Source organism: Pseudomonas sp. PS1(2021) (assembly GCF_020405165.1).
Classification (GTDB): Bacteria; Pseudomonadota; Gammaproteobacteria; order Pseudomonadales; family Pseudomonadaceae; genus Pseudomonas; species Pseudomonas aeruginosa.
The window spans coordinates 2,503,129-2,516,770 of the sequence record NZ_CP084484.1 but is presented as its reverse complement, the minus strand read 5'-3'; the positions used below and the strand labels follow the sequence as shown (position 1 = coordinate 2,516,770).

At 64.0% G+C, this 13,642-nt stretch carries 23 protein-coding genes and 3 pseudogenes; all 26 read right to left on the bottom strand.

The window, feature by feature from the left end; all coding sequences use genetic code 11:
- Positions 1-3 precede the first annotated feature (3 nt).
- The 26 genes and pseudogenes from LE197_RS11895 to LE197_RS11775 all read right to left on the bottom strand — a co-directional run bounded on the left by LE197_RS11895 (position 4) and on the right by LE197_RS11775 (position 13,563).
- Positions 4-222, bottom strand: coding sequence for a hypothetical protein (locus tag LE197_RS11895; RefSeq protein WP_226034045.1), 219 nt, complete (start codon positions 220-222; stop codon positions 4-6).
- Between the two features lie 10 nt (positions 223-232).
- Complete coding sequence (locus LE197_RS11890) at positions 233-490, bottom strand: hypothetical protein (protein WP_226034044.1); 258 nt, start codon at positions 488-490, stop codon at positions 233-235.
- Positions 491-575: 85 nt separating this feature from the next.
- Positions 576-776, bottom strand: a complete 201-nt coding sequence (locus LE197_RS11885) for a hypothetical protein (protein WP_226034043.1) — start codon at positions 774-776, stop codon at positions 576-578.
- 25 nt (positions 777-801) lie between these two features.
- Positions 802-987, bottom strand: a complete 186-nt coding sequence (locus LE197_RS11880) for a hypothetical protein (RefSeq protein WP_015987646.1) — start codon at positions 985-987, stop codon at positions 802-804.
- Positions 975-1,448 carry a hypothetical protein gene (locus tag LE197_RS11875; protein ID WP_015987645.1) on the bottom strand — a complete coding sequence of 158 codons (474 nt, stop codon included), beginning with the start codon at positions 1,446-1,448 and terminating at the stop codon, positions 975-977. Before LE197_RS11875 ends, LE197_RS11880 begins: the two co-directional genes overlap by 13 nt.
- Positions 1,333-1,800, bottom strand: a complete 468-nt coding sequence (locus LE197_RS11870) for a DUF1320 domain-containing protein (protein ID WP_264086480.1) — start codon at positions 1,798-1,800, stop codon at positions 1,333-1,335. The genes LE197_RS11875 and LE197_RS11870 overlap by 116 nt, the downstream gene beginning before the upstream one ends.
- A 55-nt stretch (positions 1,801-1,855) precedes the next feature.
- Positions 1,856-2,023, bottom strand: a complete 168-nt coding sequence (locus LE197_RS11865) for a hypothetical protein (RefSeq protein ID WP_003094562.1) — start codon at positions 2,021-2,023, stop codon at positions 1,856-1,858.
- Positions 2,023-2,463: a hypothetical protein gene (locus LE197_RS11860; RefSeq protein ID WP_015987644.1), complete on the bottom strand. Its 441-nt coding sequence runs from the start codon at positions 2,461-2,463 to the stop codon at positions 2,023-2,025. The genes LE197_RS11865 and LE197_RS11860 overlap by 1 nt, the downstream gene beginning before the upstream one ends.
- A gap of 66 nt (positions 2,464-2,529) precedes the next feature.
- Positions 2,530-3,444, bottom strand: a pseudogene (locus LE197_RS37105) (Mu-like prophage major head subunit gpT family protein).
- Between the two features lie 3 nt (positions 3,445-3,447).
- Positions 3,448-4,418: pseudogene (locus LE197_RS37290) on the bottom strand (phage protease).
- Between the two features lie 345 nt (positions 4,419-4,763).
- Positions 4,764-4,988: a hypothetical protein gene (locus tag LE197_RS11845; RefSeq protein ID WP_016068302.1), complete on the bottom strand. Its 225-nt coding sequence runs from the start codon at positions 4,986-4,988 to the stop codon at positions 4,764-4,766.
- The gene (gene acrF3 / locus LE197_RS11840) at positions 4,982-5,404 is read right to left on the bottom strand and encodes an anti-CRISPR protein AcrF3 (protein ID WP_015987640.1); all 423 of its coding nucleotides are present in this window, start codon (positions 5,402-5,404) and stop codon (positions 4,982-4,984) included. The genes LE197_RS11845 and acrF3 overlap by 7 nt, the downstream gene beginning before the upstream one ends.
- Before the next feature lie 56 nt (positions 5,405-5,460).
- Positions 5,461-5,715 (bottom strand): hypothetical protein, encoded by a 255-nt coding sequence (locus LE197_RS11835; RefSeq protein WP_016068301.1) that lies wholly within the window; start codon positions 5,713-5,715, stop codon positions 5,461-5,463.
- A gap of 112 nt (positions 5,716-5,827) precedes the next feature.
- A complete protein-coding gene (locus LE197_RS11830; RefSeq protein ID WP_015649656.1) occupies positions 5,828-6,295 on the bottom strand; it encodes a phage virion morphogenesis protein in 468 nt (155 codons plus the stop codon).
- A complete protein-coding gene (locus LE197_RS11825; protein ID WP_226034041.1) occupies positions 6,295-6,648 on the bottom strand; it encodes a hypothetical protein in 354 nt (117 codons plus the stop codon). The genes LE197_RS11830 and LE197_RS11825 overlap by 1 nt, the downstream gene beginning before the upstream one ends.
- Before the next feature lie 232 nt (positions 6,649-6,880).
- Complete coding sequence (locus LE197_RS36850; protein WP_257601912.1) at positions 6,881-7,081, bottom strand: hypothetical protein; 201 nt, start codon at positions 7,079-7,081, stop codon at positions 6,881-6,883.
- Positions 7,070-7,575, bottom strand: a pseudogene (locus LE197_RS11820) (phage minor head protein); the annotation flags it as partial. The pseudogene LE197_RS11820 and the gene LE197_RS36850, both read right to left, overlap by 12 nt.
- Positions 7,575-9,155, bottom strand: coding sequence for a DUF935 domain-containing protein (locus LE197_RS11815; RefSeq protein WP_015987637.1), 1,581 nt, complete (start codon positions 9,153-9,155; stop codon positions 7,575-7,577). The pseudogene LE197_RS11820 and the gene LE197_RS11815, both read right to left, overlap by 1 nt.
- A gap of 9 nt (positions 9,156-9,164) precedes the next feature.
- The gene (locus LE197_RS11810) at positions 9,165-10,940 is read right to left on the bottom strand and encodes a hypothetical protein (protein WP_015987636.1); all 1,776 of its coding nucleotides are present in this window, start codon (positions 10,938-10,940) and stop codon (positions 9,165-9,167) included.
- Positions 10,937-11,437: a DUF1804 family protein gene (locus LE197_RS11805; protein WP_015987635.1), complete on the bottom strand. Its 501-nt coding sequence runs from the start codon at positions 11,435-11,437 to the stop codon at positions 10,937-10,939. Before LE197_RS11805 ends, LE197_RS11810 begins: the two co-directional genes overlap by 4 nt.
- Positions 11,438-11,445: 8 nt before the next feature.
- Positions 11,446-11,634: a hypothetical protein gene (locus LE197_RS11800; protein WP_003094538.1), complete on the bottom strand. Its 189-nt coding sequence runs from the start codon at positions 11,632-11,634 to the stop codon at positions 11,446-11,448.
- A 110-nt stretch (positions 11,635-11,744) separates the two neighbouring features.
- Entirely contained in the window at positions 11,745-12,146 is a 402-nt protein-coding gene (locus LE197_RS11795; protein ID WP_015987634.1) for a hypothetical protein, read from the bottom strand.
- Complete coding sequence (locus LE197_RS11790; RefSeq protein ID WP_015987659.1) at positions 12,143-12,385, bottom strand: hypothetical protein; 243 nt, start codon at positions 12,383-12,385, stop codon at positions 12,143-12,145. The genes LE197_RS11795 and LE197_RS11790 overlap by 4 nt, the downstream gene beginning before the upstream one ends.
- The gene (locus LE197_RS11785; RefSeq protein WP_003094530.1) at positions 12,385-12,801 is read right to left on the bottom strand and encodes a structural protein; all 417 of its coding nucleotides are present in this window, start codon (positions 12,799-12,801) and stop codon (positions 12,385-12,387) included. The genes LE197_RS11790 and LE197_RS11785 overlap by 1 nt, the downstream gene beginning before the upstream one ends.
- A complete protein-coding gene (locus LE197_RS11780) occupies positions 12,801-13,223 on the bottom strand; it encodes a hypothetical protein (RefSeq protein ID WP_012613779.1) in 423 nt (140 codons plus the stop codon). The genes LE197_RS11785 and LE197_RS11780 overlap by 1 nt, the downstream gene beginning before the upstream one ends.
- Positions 13,216-13,563 carry a hypothetical protein gene (locus LE197_RS11775; RefSeq protein ID WP_015987633.1) on the bottom strand — a complete coding sequence of 116 codons (348 nt, stop codon included), beginning with the start codon at positions 13,561-13,563 and terminating at the stop codon, positions 13,216-13,218. The genes LE197_RS11780 and LE197_RS11775 overlap by 8 nt, the downstream gene beginning before the upstream one ends.
- Between the last annotated feature and the right edge of the window lie 79 nt (positions 13,564-13,642).

Sequence of the window (13,642 nt, the reverse complement as noted above, 5' to 3'; positions counted from 1 at the left end):
GGCTTAGCCCACCTGGATAATGCGGCCGAACTGCCCCAACGGACCATTGGCCGGCTTGGAGGTATCCAGGAGCGCGGAAAAGCTCACAGGCATACCCGCCACGTCGTTGCCGTCGGTGATCAGCGACAGTTCCTGGAGCAGCCCTGGGGAGAGTTTGTAAATCTCCACGATGATCGGCGCGCCGTCCTCAGCCAGGTTGATGCCTTCGTAACGCAGGGCCACATTGGAGCGCTTAGCCGCCGACAGCAACGTAACCTGCTTTACTGGCCATGTACTCATAGGCGGCAATGAACGGCTGGGTCGGAGCCGGCGACGTCGGCAGACTGAGGATTTCCAGCGCCCCAAACGCGGGCTCCAGCAAATAGTGATCCTCGGTCAGCGTGACGGGCGTACCCGCGCTATCGGTGATCACCAGGTCGCTGACGCCAGGGTTCTCCAATACAACCTGGTCACCTGCCTCCAGGCCGGCCGGCAGCAACTCACCGGTCACAGTACCGGCTGCGGCGGTGCTGGCGGTTCCTGGGAAAACAGGGCGACGTTGTCCACGTCCAGGCTGTGCAGGGTTGCGGTCATGTTCAACGAGGGGAAATGCCCCACTCGCGCACCTTTACCTTCTTGCCAGAGTACGATTCGCGGTGACTCATCGACTCTTCTTCCATCGCACCGCTGAGCGCGGACACGTCGCCCAGCCAGCGCCACGGAGTCAGCCCGGCAGCGGTATGGATGGCCAGCTTCAGCTTACCCTGGCCGTAGTAGTACGTTTCGACTTGGGCCATATCGGCACCCTCCTAGTTCGGTGGCTTATTTGTCGCTGTCGGCAACGGCCGAGCCTTGCGCTGATTTCGGAATCTTTTCGATCAGCTTCTTACGCAGCAGCAGTTGGGCCGCAGCGCGGGTGACTTCGATTTCGTCGCCCTTGGCCACCGGCTTGCCCGCGTGGGTGTGGTTGGGGTTCTCAGCAATGATCGTGACTTTTACGGTTTCCATGACTTGACCCTCGGGTAGACGAACCTGGCGGTGAACACCAGGGGGAAATAGAAGTAGCCGCTGGCGTAGGTGACAGGAGACTGTCGGGCGCTGCGCGCCAACGGCGCCACATCGATGGCTGGAGCCCATCCGGTCAGTGCCTTGACCAGCCGTCCCAGCAGCGGTCCTGCCTCTCGGCGCGCTCCTTCGCCGGAGTTCGACGAGTCGGCGTAATGCACCACCAGCACAACCGCCCATTGCTGGCCGATGGCCTGAATGGCGCGCCTGCCCCCTTGGTAATCCGCTCCGGTGCCTATTTCGTCGCCGAGATAGACGACATAGACGCTGGGGGCGGGCTGGTCCTGCTCACTCAAGGCCGCCAGATCGGGCACCCCGGAAACGATGGCCAGCCCAGGAACCTCTGAGCGGATACGCTCGATCAGCAACGGTTCCAGGAACAGGTAGTCGAACGGGTCGCTCACCAGTCGGCCCCCAGTCGTTACGGCCTTCGCTTATCTGCACCGTGTTGGCTACGGGCGCCGGCTTGCCGTCAGCATCCAGGGCCAGACTCAACTTGCCGTTGGCGATGCCCGACAGCAGCTTTCGCAGATGCTCGGCCGTTTTGTAGACCGGGTTCTCTTCCTTTAGAACGATGTGCAGATTGGCGTAGGCCAGGCCACAGGCAATGCGCTTGAGCGCCGTTGGCACGCTGGCGAGCGGCAACTGGTATCGGCCGTGCAGATGCAGGTCGATTTCTGAGTCGGCGTCGGCGATGGCGCGATCCACGATAACCGTGTCGATGGTTGTGGCCGGTTTATTGACGCGGTCACTCACCTCGCGGATTTTTGCTCGCTGTACTGCTCGATCAGGTCGGCCAGCGTGCAGTAGCTCACAGCGGCGACTCCAATTGTTCCAGGACGTCGAGCGCCTCGCGGCAGTCGGCGGCAACCTGGTGCTGCAACTCGGCCTGAGCGGCGTCACCCTGAGCCTCGCTGATTGGAGCGTTGTGCTCGGCGATCTGCGCGGCGATATCCAACTGGGCAATGGCGTGATTCATCACTCGCCCACCTGGTTGCCGGAAAAGGTGCAGCGCTCGACCTTGAGCAGCGGGTCCGACTCCAGAGCCTCCAGCTGCTCGTCGCTCAGCACGCCGTCAGCGAAGCCTTGGCCTTCCTTGTCGAAGCAGAAGCCCGCTCGGCAACGGCGCTCGACGGTGGCCCGAACAAAGACGCCCTCGACCTCGTCCGAGGCGCTGGCTGGCTTGGTGGCGGGCGTCTCGGATGCGGTGGACGAAGCGTCGTCCATAGAGTCCGGCAGAGTGTCGTCCTCGGGCTTCTCGGTCGCCGGAGCAGTTTGGGGCTTGGCGGCGGATGCCTCGGGTGCGGTGGACGAAGTGGCGTCCGTGGAGCCCGGCAGAGTTTCGTCCTTGGGCTTTTCGGTCGCCGGATCGGTCTTGGATTTTGCGGTGGTCTTGGCCGCAGAGTTCTGGCGTGCCATGTCGTGTCTCCTGTAGCTGGAAGAAGGTGGCCATCCTTGGCCTGGCAGGCGTTCCGTCTGGGGCTATCAGTTGAGCCAGGCGGTATCGAGTACCTGGACCAGTTCAGAAGTTGGGGTTGTCCGCGCCATTGGCCAGGCGCTGCACCCCGACCACTTCCTTGGCCTTGGAGCGCAGAGTGGTCGGCACCACCAGCAGGTTCGGACGAATGTCCAGCGGACGACCGCCGTCGGCCTTCTGGTTGCGCATGGCGTCGTAAACTTTCTCGAAGTTGACCTGGTTCAGTTCTTCGGTGGACATCGCCGCCAGTTGCCAGAAGCCGAAGCCGACATTGCAGCGGGAGCGCACGCCGTAGACGTACTCGTCGGCCATGAAGACCTGCTCGTTGTCTTCCTTGGTCAACGAAGTGAACGACGGCTTCATGCGCTCCTGGTAGATCAACGGCTTGAGGCTGCGGCTGGTGTCGAGCAGATACCAGGCCGCCCCGGATCAGCGGCCGGCGCGAACAGGTTGCTAACGGTGGTCGCCGTGCCGGTGCCATCCACGTTCGGATAGACCGGGTGATCGGTGTCGAAGAAGTTTTGACCGTCGTAGCAGAGATTGGCGTTGCCGGCCTTGAGCAGGGCGAAGACCAGTTCGTCGGGATGCGCGCCGGCAGCACGCCCCATTTCCTGCATGAGCGGTCCGTAGACGCCGAGGTTGTCGTCCTCGATGTCGGTACGTTTTACGCCCACGGTCGATTCGAAGAGCTTGTTGGTGATCTGGTAGCCCTGGGCCGCCATGTCCTTGATGACACGCTGACCGATCCACTCGCGCAGCTTGGGGAACTGCCCCAGCCAGCCATAGGTGTTACTGGCGGTGGTGGACGGAATCACCGTAGCAACCTGAAGGTAGGTGCTGGGTGCCGTCGCCAGGGCGTCCTGGAAGTGCTTCTGGAACGAGGTTTTCAGTGCGCTAATCAGCGCCGGAGTAATGATGGCCATGGGTCAGGCTCCTTTTGCCTTGGCGTAGTCGGCGGGGCTGATCCCGGTCAGACGGGCGGCCTCCATCTCGGCGTCGGTGAGGTTGTGGGTGTCGCCCTCCGGCTGGCGGCCTTGCAGGCGGGTCAGCGCGGCAATCGGCGCGGCCTTGTCCAGGTACGCCTTGAGCTGGACGATGTCCTTACCGCCCAGGTCGCGTGCCCACTGCTCCAGGGAGGGCAGCAGGCGACCGTCCTGGAGCGCAGCACCGACCAGCCTGTCCAGCTCGCCACCATTGAGGCGTGCGGTCAGAGCGGCGATTTGCTCCTGGAGGTCCGTCACAGCTTCCAAGGGCACGAACTTGGCCGGGTCGGGTTTCTGACTCGGGTCGGCCTTTTTCAGTTGGCTGGTGGCGGCGGCGATCTGCTCGACGCTGGCGTCCTGGCCAAGCCGAGGGTTTCGCGCAGCGTGGCCAGGCTGGCCGCCTGTGCGTCCAAGGCCGGCTTGAGCGCGGTCAGGGCGGCGATGGCTTCGGCCTCGGTCGCCCCTTCCTTGAGCGACAGCGCCTCGATGATGGCTTTCAGGAGTTCATCCACGGAGGTTTCCTCTTGGGTGGGGTAAAGGCCAAAGGTGGCCGCCGCTCGGCGGGCGAGCGGCTCCATGCCATCAATGGCGGGGTCGTTGGTGATGGCGCCCATCAGAATCGACAGGACCGTGCCGTCCGGGGCGTAGCTGAAGACCGGCGAGAAGTAGAGGTACTCACCGTCCTCGATCATCCGTGCGGCGCGGGCGGTGTATTCGACACGGCCCCACAGGCCGGAGCCTTCGCGCCATTCGAAATCGAGGAAGCGGCCGGCAGCAGGCGCCGGCTGGCCGTTTTCCTCTTTCTTGAGGGTCTGGTGCTCATAGTCCAGGACAGGCGGTGTCTTGCGTGCCCTGGCCCGGTCGATCACGGCGGCGGCGCTGGCGGCATCGATCCGCCAGGCCGGCACGTCCATGGGGCGCCCGTCCGTGGGCCGGAACTCACCAGCTGGAGTGACTTGAATCCAGGCGCTGCCATCCTCCAGCTGGGGAAGCTGGAACGAGCAGGCGGCGATGGCAACGAGTAGGCGGTTCTTTTCCATGCCGCCAATGGTGGCGACGGTCGAGCGCGGCGGTTACGGGAAGGGGTTCAACGACTGCGGAAACCGTCCGGCGCCATCTTCTGGCCAAACCCTGGCACACGAATGGCGCTGGAGCGATTTCTAACGGGGTTCTAACGGGGTTAACGCACCGACTCTGATGCGAGGTAGCGACTAACCCCGTTTCGGCGCGTGTAGCGCGTTTGCGGGCGGATCAGGTGATCACGCAGATGGCGGGTCGTTCGCCAGGCACTCCAGGGCGAACTGGACGGTATACGGCGCGGGGCGGTAGCCCTCCTTGATGTCCTCGCTCAGGTAATAGCGCATGACCCTATCACCGAGGCCGAGCAGCTCGGCTGCGCGCCGCTGGCTGATGCCGGCTTTCTTGAGCAGCCCGCGCAGGTAGCGCGGGTCTGGATTGTGGTTGGAGGCGTCAGGCGTCAGCATTCCTCATCCTCATAATGCTGTTGGAACCTGTCCTGAAAAATAGCCATTAAACGACCATGGACATGGCTTCCCCAGGCGACGCCTACGTTCTGCGAGGCAGTGGCCAGCATCACGTTGGCGATGCGATACCACCATCCCCAATCGGCAAACGGGTTGCTCGTTACTCGTCCATCTGCGTTGAGCAGCGCCTCTTCCCAGGCCTGGAACTCGCGATATTCGTCACGATTGGACTCGTCCACCAGTCGTTGCAGGACGGTAGCCTGAAGCCCCTCATGGAGCCTGGCGGCGAAACTAGAAGCGGCCAGAACCTGGCTTTCAGTCAGGTTGTCGGGGTCCGCATCTTCCCAGGACTGAATGAATCGAGCCGCTTCAATAACCGAGCGGGAGATGATGCGGTCTGAAATCGTGCTGCTCATGGTGTCTATCCTTGTTTGCGCCTCGCCGTTGCGGCTGGCGTGGGTTTAGATTCGGCTCAGAGTTCCATTACATGAAACGGATAGCCAACGGTCGTCTCCGTGCGGTTAGTGCCGTGCAGGTGGTGGTAGGCCTGGAACATGCCACTTCCGTTACTCTCCCCGGTTTCACGGTATACGAGGCCCTCGAATTCCTCGCCAAGAATCTGTTGGGCTGCGCTCTTCGCGGCGGCTGTAATGTCGACAGCGTCAACCGTGAAGCGCTCGCCGGAGTTGTCGTTGTTTTTGCGGGGGTCGATGAGATAGGTATTCATTTGGTCATTTCCCTGTGCTCGCCTCGCCGTTGTGGCTGGCATGAGGCTAGATTAGGCACATTGTGCCTAATGCGCAATAGGCACAATGTGCCGCTTGTCCGAAAGTGGCCCACTACCGATTTCGGCTCAGGGCTGTTAGGACGACCTCCAGAATGGACTGCCGAGCGCCGGCCGCCAGTTGGCCGTTTTCGTCGAACGGCAGATACCGCCGTGCAGGAATTTCGACCTGGTGACCCCGGCCGGCGTCACCACCAAATTGGTGGATGGCCGCATAGACCAAGTTGGACCCGATTCCCGCCTCGTTGCGATCCGCCCAGGTCGTGACCGAGCGAGCCAGGGCGTTTGTGACCTGGAGGATCGGGTGGGGACCACGCCCCTTCGCCTCGCGAGCGGCGACGGTCGCGGGGCTGAGCTGCGGCCAGCCCGGCCCCTCGTCCATAAAGGCGAACTCAGTTTCCGCGAGCAGCTCGGCAGCGATGCCACGCATCACCGGCAGCGTATCGGTCACCGAGCGCATCAGCACCGCCAGGCGCTGGCGAACCTCCTGGTCGTCCAGCTCGACGTCGATCCTAGTTGTCATTAGCGCACTCTCCTGTAGCGGCCCGTCGCCAGGCCATCCTGGATGCTATCCATGGTGATCTCCATAACCTGGCCGACATTTTCCAGTTGGCCGGGTCCGTATATCTCGCCGCGCAGACGGATAGCCAGGGCGGCACCATCGGCCTGGACGACGTAGACCAACGACTCGGTGCCGCGCTCCCACAGCACCAGGTCAGGCCGGGCGAAGCGCTGCGGCAGGTTGGCGAGCTGCTCGCGAGCGACGGCGCTGCTACGAATCGCGGTATCGCTGGTGGCGACCACGCCAGCGCGCAGTTGGGCGCCCTGGGCGACGGCGTAGGTGACATCGGTCGGATCGAGCACGCCGATGGACATGGTCTGTCCCTGGGGACGCGGCGCGATCTACGAAGGCCTCCCAGGCGCGCTGGCGGACCGGGTCCAGCAGCACACCCGTACCTCGTCGATAGCAGCCGGTGCCCCAGGGTACGCTCGGCGGTGTCGTACAGCACCTGGTCCATCAGGTGACTCTGTACGGGACTGCCGTCAAAGCCGGCATCGGGACGGAATTGGATCTTCCGCCCGGCCCGGTCGGTCGTCTCCAGGGTTGTCAGGGTCTGTTCCCGAATCTCCCCGTCCGCTTGTCAACCCCAGTTTCGACGGTGACCTGCCCCGTCCGGCCGAGGCTGGATTCGACGGTCAGGCCTCGACGGCGGACAGCGGCCACCGTCAAGGCAACGATCCGGCACCGGCAGTTGTAGCCATTGGGCGGGGTGATGTGCTGCCAGATCGGATCGTCCCACCTGAACACTTTCCCATGCAGGGCGGCATGGCTGGCCCGGTAACGCCATCCATCACCGCCACATACATCCAGTAAGGGTGGGTTTCCCTGGCTTCGTAGGCGGCCGCGTAGCGCCCCGCCATGTAGGCCGACTGCATGTTGGTCTGGTAGATGGTATCCAGGCGGCGCGGGCTGCCCAGTTGTGCAACCTCGGCGCCGCCATCTGGCGCGACTACCACCTGGCGACCCCACCAGCCTTTCGCCTCCAGGGTCGGCCGCAGGTTTCGCTTGAAGTCTCGTAGCGTCTCGCCGCGCTCCAGGTTCTCGACCAGGGCGTCGCGAATGTCCTGGAGCACGTCCAGGCGTGCTGCTCTGGCAACGGTCAGAGCGCGGGCGTGGGTGGCCGCGTCAACGTCATGCCAGTTCCAGGTGATCGCGAAGCCCTTGCGCTCCAGGTACTCGATGGCGGCGGCCGGCCGCAGGGCGAAGATGGCCCGCAGATCGGCCTCGGTCGGAGCGGCCATCAGTCGATCCGGTCCAGGTTGCCGTGGAGACGGCCCCAGGTATCGGCGGCGAACAGCAGCCGGTGGAGCGCGTCCGTTAGGGCGCTGTCATCCATGTCCGGGAACGCTTCGGCGAGGGCGCCGAGTAGTTCGGTTTCGCTGTCTCCGCGGTTGACCGCGTCCAGGAGCGGGGCGAGCAGGTCGTTGGCCTGGTTTTGCATGTCCTTGGCCGGCAGGTCGGCCAGCGCCTTGTCCAGGGCCTGCTGATCGCCATAGCGCGGGCCAACGATGGTGGCCAAGGCCGCCACCCGTTGTCCATGCTGGCGGCTCAGGATTGCAGGCTGCGCAGCCGGACGCAGAACTGGCTCATTCTTGGCAGGCTGCGGGATGCCGAGCTTGTCATAGACCCAGGCGCTGGGAATCTCCAGCCCCACGTTGACCAGTGCCGGAATCGACTGGGCCATGCTGGTGATGTCGGCTTGCTCGCGCAGGTCGAAGACTAGGCGCGGCGCCCGGCGCACGTCGGGACTGCCAGGACGGTTCAGTACCAGGAGCGGCCAGAGCAGATCGCGGGACAACGTGGCCGCCAGTTGGCGGGCATCGGATGCCAGTATGTCGTGCCGAACCTCGTTATGCACCTGGCCCAGGGCAAAAGCGCCGCCGCCTGACTGGCTGGTGGTGCTGGTCAGGGTGCCGCCCAGGACCGCCTTGGATATGGCGTCTTCGCTTTGCCGCATCATCGCCAGGAACGGCTCGCTGCTACCCTGCGCGGCCTGCTGGAAGTCGATGGCCATGGTTTCGGGGATGATCCCTGCGGCAGCATGGCCCAGGCCGGTAACGGCCCGCAGCAAGGTTGCCTTTTCCTCGTCGGCAGTACCTGGCGGATATTTCCCCAGCCGGATCGGTAGGCCATAGATTTCCAGCATTTCCGCCAGGTCGGAGGTGGCGTAGTGGCGAAACAGGTACGGCCAGGCCAGCACGCGAAACAGGCCGCTGCGGGCCACATAGCCGGAGCGCGCACGCGGCCGGTGAATGATCCAGCCGAAGGGCTGCAAGGCTTCGCCGGCCGGGCTGTTGTCGCGCAGCCGCAGCTCGTTCTGGTCTTCGGGGTTGAGCTGGAACCAGCTCTGCGGTCGGTGGTGGAACGCCAACGGCATCCACTCGCGCCCCTGTAGCGCCCACTCCAGTTCAATGCAGCTGTAGCCGTGGCCGATGCCGTCCAACGCATCGAGCAGCAAGTCCTCCAGCCCTTCCAGGTCGAGCAATAGCTCGTGCAAGTAGTCGGCATCGGCTTTCTCGGCCGCCGAGGCGTTACGCGGGGGTTCGACCGCCCAATCCAGGCCAAGGATTGCGCGCTTTCGCTTGCTCATTTCGGCGAACAGGTGGGCGTCGCGTTCCTCCATGTCCATGAACAATTCGGCCTGGGCTTGGAGGTTGCCCTGTTCGGCCTCGACCAGGATGCGAGCCAGCTTGGCCGGCGTCAGCCCCTTGGCCGGGTGCTGGGCGAACTCCTTCGCCAGGCCGGCCAGGCGCGAAGTCTGCGGCTCGCGCAACTGCTGGGGTCGGATCGGGTTGCCGTAGACGTCAACGATTTGTGCCATGTGTCGTACCTACCATGCGCCGCCGAAGCGGCCGCCAGTGTCAAAAGAATCGTCAAGGCCGCCAGCTTCTAGGGCGTTCCGGCGGTTCGGCACCGCTGTGAATTCAAAAGAGCCTGCGCGAGTGCTGGCGATCATCCAGAGGATTGACAAGGCACAAAGCCCGTCGTAGTGGTGCCCGGTCTGCGGTTCTGGCCAGCTGTCCAGCTCGTCGAGCAGGGCGACCAATCCAGGCGAAAACAGAATCCGTGGCGCAAATGCGTCGTTGATGAACGGCTCCATGGCATCGATTCGAACGGACTGGTCCGCCATGCTGGTGACGCCGATCAGAGGGAGCGCTACGCGCTGCATCAGCGCAGCCTTGGCGATGTTCTGCCGCTGGATTTCGAATGCCCCGTTGTTCTCGAAACCGATAGCGCGCATCTGGTACTCCCTTTGCGCCTTGATCAGGTCCGATTCCAGTTTCGAGGGGACGCGCCGCTTGATGGCCGCCTCTATGACGTTAAGTACCTGTTTCTCGGTGTCCCAGCCCCCCACGATGATCGCCGACGGGTCAGACTGTGCGCTCGCCCCGACAGAGGGGTCGCATGCGCCAAACATCTGCCAACGCCCGGAGCGCATGACCCAAAAGCGCGGGTTGGTAAACGTCTTGTCTTCATCGGATCGCGGGTCGCCTTGCAGCTCGGTCGCGAACGCGGCTTTGTTCTTCGCCCGCTGACGCATCAGCCAGTAGAGCGACCGGACACCTGGCCAACTGGTGACGGCCCCCAGCTCCATCTGCTCGCGGTTGTCCTGGTAGAACTGAAACGACGGCAGAGCGCTATCGGGCGCGACGCTACCGCGCTCGGCGTATTGCTCCATCACGGGCTTATCGTCGTTGAGCATCACCTCTTCGCAATGTGCCCATAGGTCCATGTGGGTGGGGAACGTCTCGATAGCGCGGAAGTGGTGGACCAGGTGCCCGACCGTGCGTTTGGCTCGGCTGATCGGATCATCCTTATTCAGCACTGTGCCCACGCCTAGATATTTTACGGAGCCATCCGGTGGGCCGAGATAGTCGATAGCCTTTTCCAGCCAGTCCCATCGGTTGTTGCGCTCGGTCGGGGACTTGGCCTCTTTGTCGGTGATCAGGTCATCGCCCAGGAGCAGCTTGGGGCGGCTCGCGCCGTGGAATGTGCCCCGGATCGCTTGTTCAGCGCCGAAGGCCTCCAGCTTGACCCCGGAGAGGGAAACAAACTCGCCGATCTTCCAGACGCTTCCCTTGCCGCAGACTTCGGGGAAGTCCAGGGACAGGGAGGCGTTTACCAGTAGCTCGGTCTTGACTACTTCCAGGAGCTTGGTTGGCAAGCGCGTTTCGGCGCCTAGGAGCGTGATGTAGTCGACGAAGTACGGCGCCGGGCCGGTCATGCCCAGTTCGGCCCGAATCTCCGGTCGCTGGAGCAGCCCCTGGACAACGACATAGCACGGCCCGACCTTGGTCAGCAGTGAGGACTTCGCCTCGCCACGCGGAGCTACCCACCATTCCTTGAGGCCGCTGGAGCTGCTGATGAGCTGGGGAAAGCGCTTGAAGAAATGCGCATGGAACAACGAGGCAGGCGGCCGGATGTGGTGCGGAAAGTAGGTATACGCGAAGAACTCGAAATCGCGATCTACCAGTACGCGACGACGCCGCTCGGCCCGAGCTTCCGGGGAGCTATCGAGGCCGATCTGTTGCGCCTCGATGTCGCGGCGCAGCTGCTGCGCCATGGCGGATAGTTCCCGTAGGAACTCTTTTTCCTCGGCGTTCATTTCAGCCCCTTAGCGATTACTTCCCCGAACGGCTCCAGAATCTCGGCGAAGGCCTGGACGTGCTGCGGGAACTGTTCACGGATGAAGGCCGCCAGGCGCTGGATGACTTCCATTGCGGTGGCCAGGCTGGAGGTTTCCGGTAGTACCCGCTTCGATGCGCTGATCGACTTGTTGTAGGCGTCGGCCAGGCTGGCGAGCAGCTGCACCTTCACGGCGGGCTTGATGTCCGCGTCTACCTGGACGGCTTCCATGGTGGCCTGGAACTGGGTCACCAGACCGGCCAGCACCTGGCGCGCCACGTCCTCCAGTCCACCACCGGCCAGCAACTGCGCCGATTGCGCCTTGTCCCAGTCGTCCCCCTCGGCTTCCGCCTGCTGTTTCCAGCGGCGGGCGGTGCCGTAGGAGACGCCGAACATGGCGGCCGCGACCTCCAGGGACTGGCGGTCGAGGACGTAGGCGCGGCGCAGGGCGTCGCGGGTTTCCTTCGGGTGCGCCATGGACTACCTCAGATACCGAGCTTGATACGCGCCGCGAGCAGGCCGCAGGCAACCAGGCCACCCGCCAGCGCGCCGGCCGCCGAGCCGTACAGCACGGCCTTGCGTTCGATCTGCGGGAATCGGTCTTCGAAGCGCTCCAGGCGGCCGTCGATGCGTTGCAGCAGTTCGAACTCAGGAGAGGCTTTCTTTTCGGTCATCGGATCAGTCCTTTTGAAAGTGCCGCACGGTGTCCCAGTGCAGGCCGGCGCAGGCGCCGTATTGGTCGTAGAGTTGTTTGAGGGCAATTGCGGCGGCATCGGGGCTGTCATCAGTCATCGCCACCGGGGTCGGGCACGGTTGAGCCAAGGCCGCCGGTAGTGGCCTGGGAGGCACGTTGACGGGCGGTTTCGAGCTGCTGCATGACGCCAGCAGGAAAGCGGCAGGCAGCGCGATCAGCAGCGGTTTCGGCCAGGGCATGGCGAAGCTCCCGAGTAGTTTGTTGGTCGCTGTCGGCCCGCTGGGCCAGGCGCTGGAAAAGAGCCGCGCTGGTGTCCTGGACCGTCTTCAGTTGTGCCGCCGATTGCTCCAGGACGTCGCGATATGCGCGGGTCTGTGCGTCGGCGCAGGCAGCGCGCCCATCGGCCAGGCCAGCCTCGCGACCGCCCCACCAGCCGGCCGTCCAGACCATCACCAGGAGCACAAAGACAACCAGGCCGACGCGCCAGGTCATGGCGATTTCTCGACGCTGAGCTGGACCTGGTAGGACGCAACGGTCTGCATGAAGCCGTAGGCGAACGCCCCGCCCAGGCCATAGGCGAGGCCTGCGGCACCAATTGCCATGAAGGCCAGAATCACGACGCGGGCCAGCAGGTCGCGGAGATAGAGGCGTATCCAGAGCCATCGGTTGGCCGGGTCTTCACGGCAGATCGCGAACAGATCGCTGAGGCTGATTCCGCTGGGGCGCTGCATCACAGCACCTCCCGCACGGCCTGGGCGATCTGCTCGGCGCTGTAGGGCTGCTGCCCGTTTTCCTGGTGAATGATGGCGGTCACCAGAGCGACCAGGGTGGCCTGGTCCAGGTGCAGGCTGGCCTGCGGCGGAACTCCCATCGCTCGGGCCACGGCCGAGGCATACGCGCGGGTGTTGTTCTCGTTCGACGGCGCCCAGCGTGCGATCAGCGATTCGACGGTGCGCAGGCCATAGACCTTGCGGTAGTTCAGCAGCAGCTTGGCCAATGCGCGGGTGCCGTTATGCGCCGTGTCGAAACGACAGAAGCGCGGTTCGATCTGCGGGTCGTGGGGGAGTTGACCCTGCCAGTTGTTGCGTGCCGACCAAACGATGTTGCCGGGGTTGTTGTTGCGGATGCCGCGAGGTTGAAGGGCCATCAGTTGTTCTCCAGTTTGCGTTTTACCCACTGGGCGAACGCGCCCAGCCATGAATCGCCGTCCCGCTCAAACAGGCGCAGGGCCGCCCCGATCAGCCACCAGGCGGGCAGACCGGCAATCACCAGGAGCGGAGCGGAAACGAACAGCAGGCCGACCGCTGGCTCCAGTTGGTAGAGCCCGGCCACCACCTGGGCCGACTCGAACAGCTCGGGGCGGTTGGAGTGCAGGTAGACCACCAGAATCGGCCCAAAGACGCTGGACGCGACGATGGTGCAGAACAGCCGGGCGAACCCCTCTTTCATGGTTCGGGGCCACAGGACCAGGAAGCCCAGGGCGGCAGCCAGGGCGCCCGCGCTGATGTGGATGCCGAACATTTTCAGCAGCGCGGCGCTGCCGGCCGAGGTGGATGCGGGATCAGGCATTTGGTGCTTCCGTTGCGAGCGCTGCCCGAATTGCGGATAGGTGCGCATTGCCTACCTCCGGGGCGGACTTGGTGTAGTTGGATATGCGGAAATCGGTGTCGGTGACGCGGGGAGCAGGAGGCGGGCCGCGCCGGATCGACTCGGCGCGGTTGTCCATCATCTGGCGATACGCCTTGACCTTCGCGAAGGCGTCCTCGACGTGCGCCCGAACGAGCGGCTGCCAGTTGACCGGGCAGGCTTCCAGCAGAGCGTTACGACGCTCGCGGCTGGGCTCGGCCAGGATGGCGGCGGCGTAGTCGCGTGGGCTGCGCGGTGGATGCGGGGCGTTGAACTCTTTCATGCCGCCATCGTGGCGGCGACATGCTAGGGGGAATTAGATGATTGACTTCAACGGCTGAGATAGGATCGGCGCGGAGACG

Bases quoted from the DNA above. Each gene is read 5' to 3' on its own strand.
- LE197_RS11885 (WP_226034043.1), bottom strand. From the start codon at position 776: ATGGCCCAAGTCGAAACGTACTACTACGGCCAGGGTAAGCTGAAGCTG.
- LE197_RS11815 (WP_015987637.1), bottom strand. From the start codon at position 9,155: ATGGCACAAATCGTTGACGTCTACGGCAACCCGATCCGACCCCAGCAG.
- LE197_RS11800 (WP_003094538.1), bottom strand. From the start codon at position 11,634: ATGACCGAAAAGAAAGCCTCTCCTGAGTTCGAACTGCTGCAACGCATC.
- LE197_RS11880 (WP_015987646.1), bottom strand. From the start codon at position 987: ATGGAAACCGTAAAAGTCACGATCATTGCTGAGAACCCCAACCACACC.
- LE197_RS11830 (WP_015649656.1), bottom strand. From the start codon at position 6,295: ATGACAACTAGGATCGACGTCGAGCTGGACGACCAGGAGGTTCGCCAG.
- LE197_RS11780 (WP_012613779.1), bottom strand. From the start codon at position 13,223: ATGCCTGATCCCGCATCCACCTCGGCCGGCAGCGCCGCGCTGCTGAAA.
- LE197_RS11790 (WP_015987659.1), bottom strand. From the start codon at position 12,385: ATGCAGCGCCCCAGCGGAATCAGCCTCAGCGATCTGTTCGCGATCTGC.
- LE197_RS11785 (WP_003094530.1), bottom strand. From the start codon at position 12,801: ATGGCCCTTCAACCTCGCGGCATCCGCAACAACAACCCCGGCAACATC.
- LE197_RS11835 (WP_016068301.1), bottom strand. From the start codon at position 5,715: ATGAATACCTATCTCATCGACCCCCGCAAAAACAACGACAACTCCGGC.
- LE197_RS11810 (WP_015987636.1), bottom strand. From the start codon at position 10,940: ATGAACGCCGAGGAAAAAGAGTTCCTACGGGAACTATCCGCCATGGCG.
- LE197_RS11795 (WP_015987634.1), bottom strand. From the start codon at position 12,146: ATGACCTGGCGCGTCGGCCTGGTTGTCTTTGTGCTCCTGGTGATGGTC.
- LE197_RS11860 (WP_015987644.1), bottom strand. From the start codon at position 2,463: ATGGCACGCCAGAACTCTGCGGCCAAGACCACCGCAAAATCCAAGACC.
- LE197_RS11805 (WP_015987635.1), bottom strand. From the start codon at position 11,437: ATGGCGCACCCGAAGGAAACCCGCGACGCCCTGCGCCGCGCCTACGTC.
- LE197_RS11825 (WP_226034041.1), bottom strand. From the start codon at position 6,648: ATGTCCATCGGCGTGCTCGATCCGACCGATGTCACCTACGCCGTCGCC.
- LE197_RS11775 (WP_015987633.1), bottom strand. From the start codon at position 13,563: ATGAAAGAGTTCAACGCCCCGCATCCACCGCGCAGCCCACGCGACTAC.
- LE197_RS11845 (WP_016068302.1), bottom strand. From the start codon at position 4,988: ATGCTGACGCCTGACGCCTCCAACCACAATCCAGACCCGCGCTACCTG.
- acrF3 (WP_015987640.1), bottom strand. From the start codon at position 5,404: ATGAGCAGCACGATTTCAGACCGCATCATCTCCCGCTCGGTTATTGAA.
- LE197_RS11865 (WP_003094562.1), bottom strand. From the start codon at position 2,023: ATGAATCACGCCATTGCCCAGTTGGATATCGCCGCGCAGATCGCCGAG.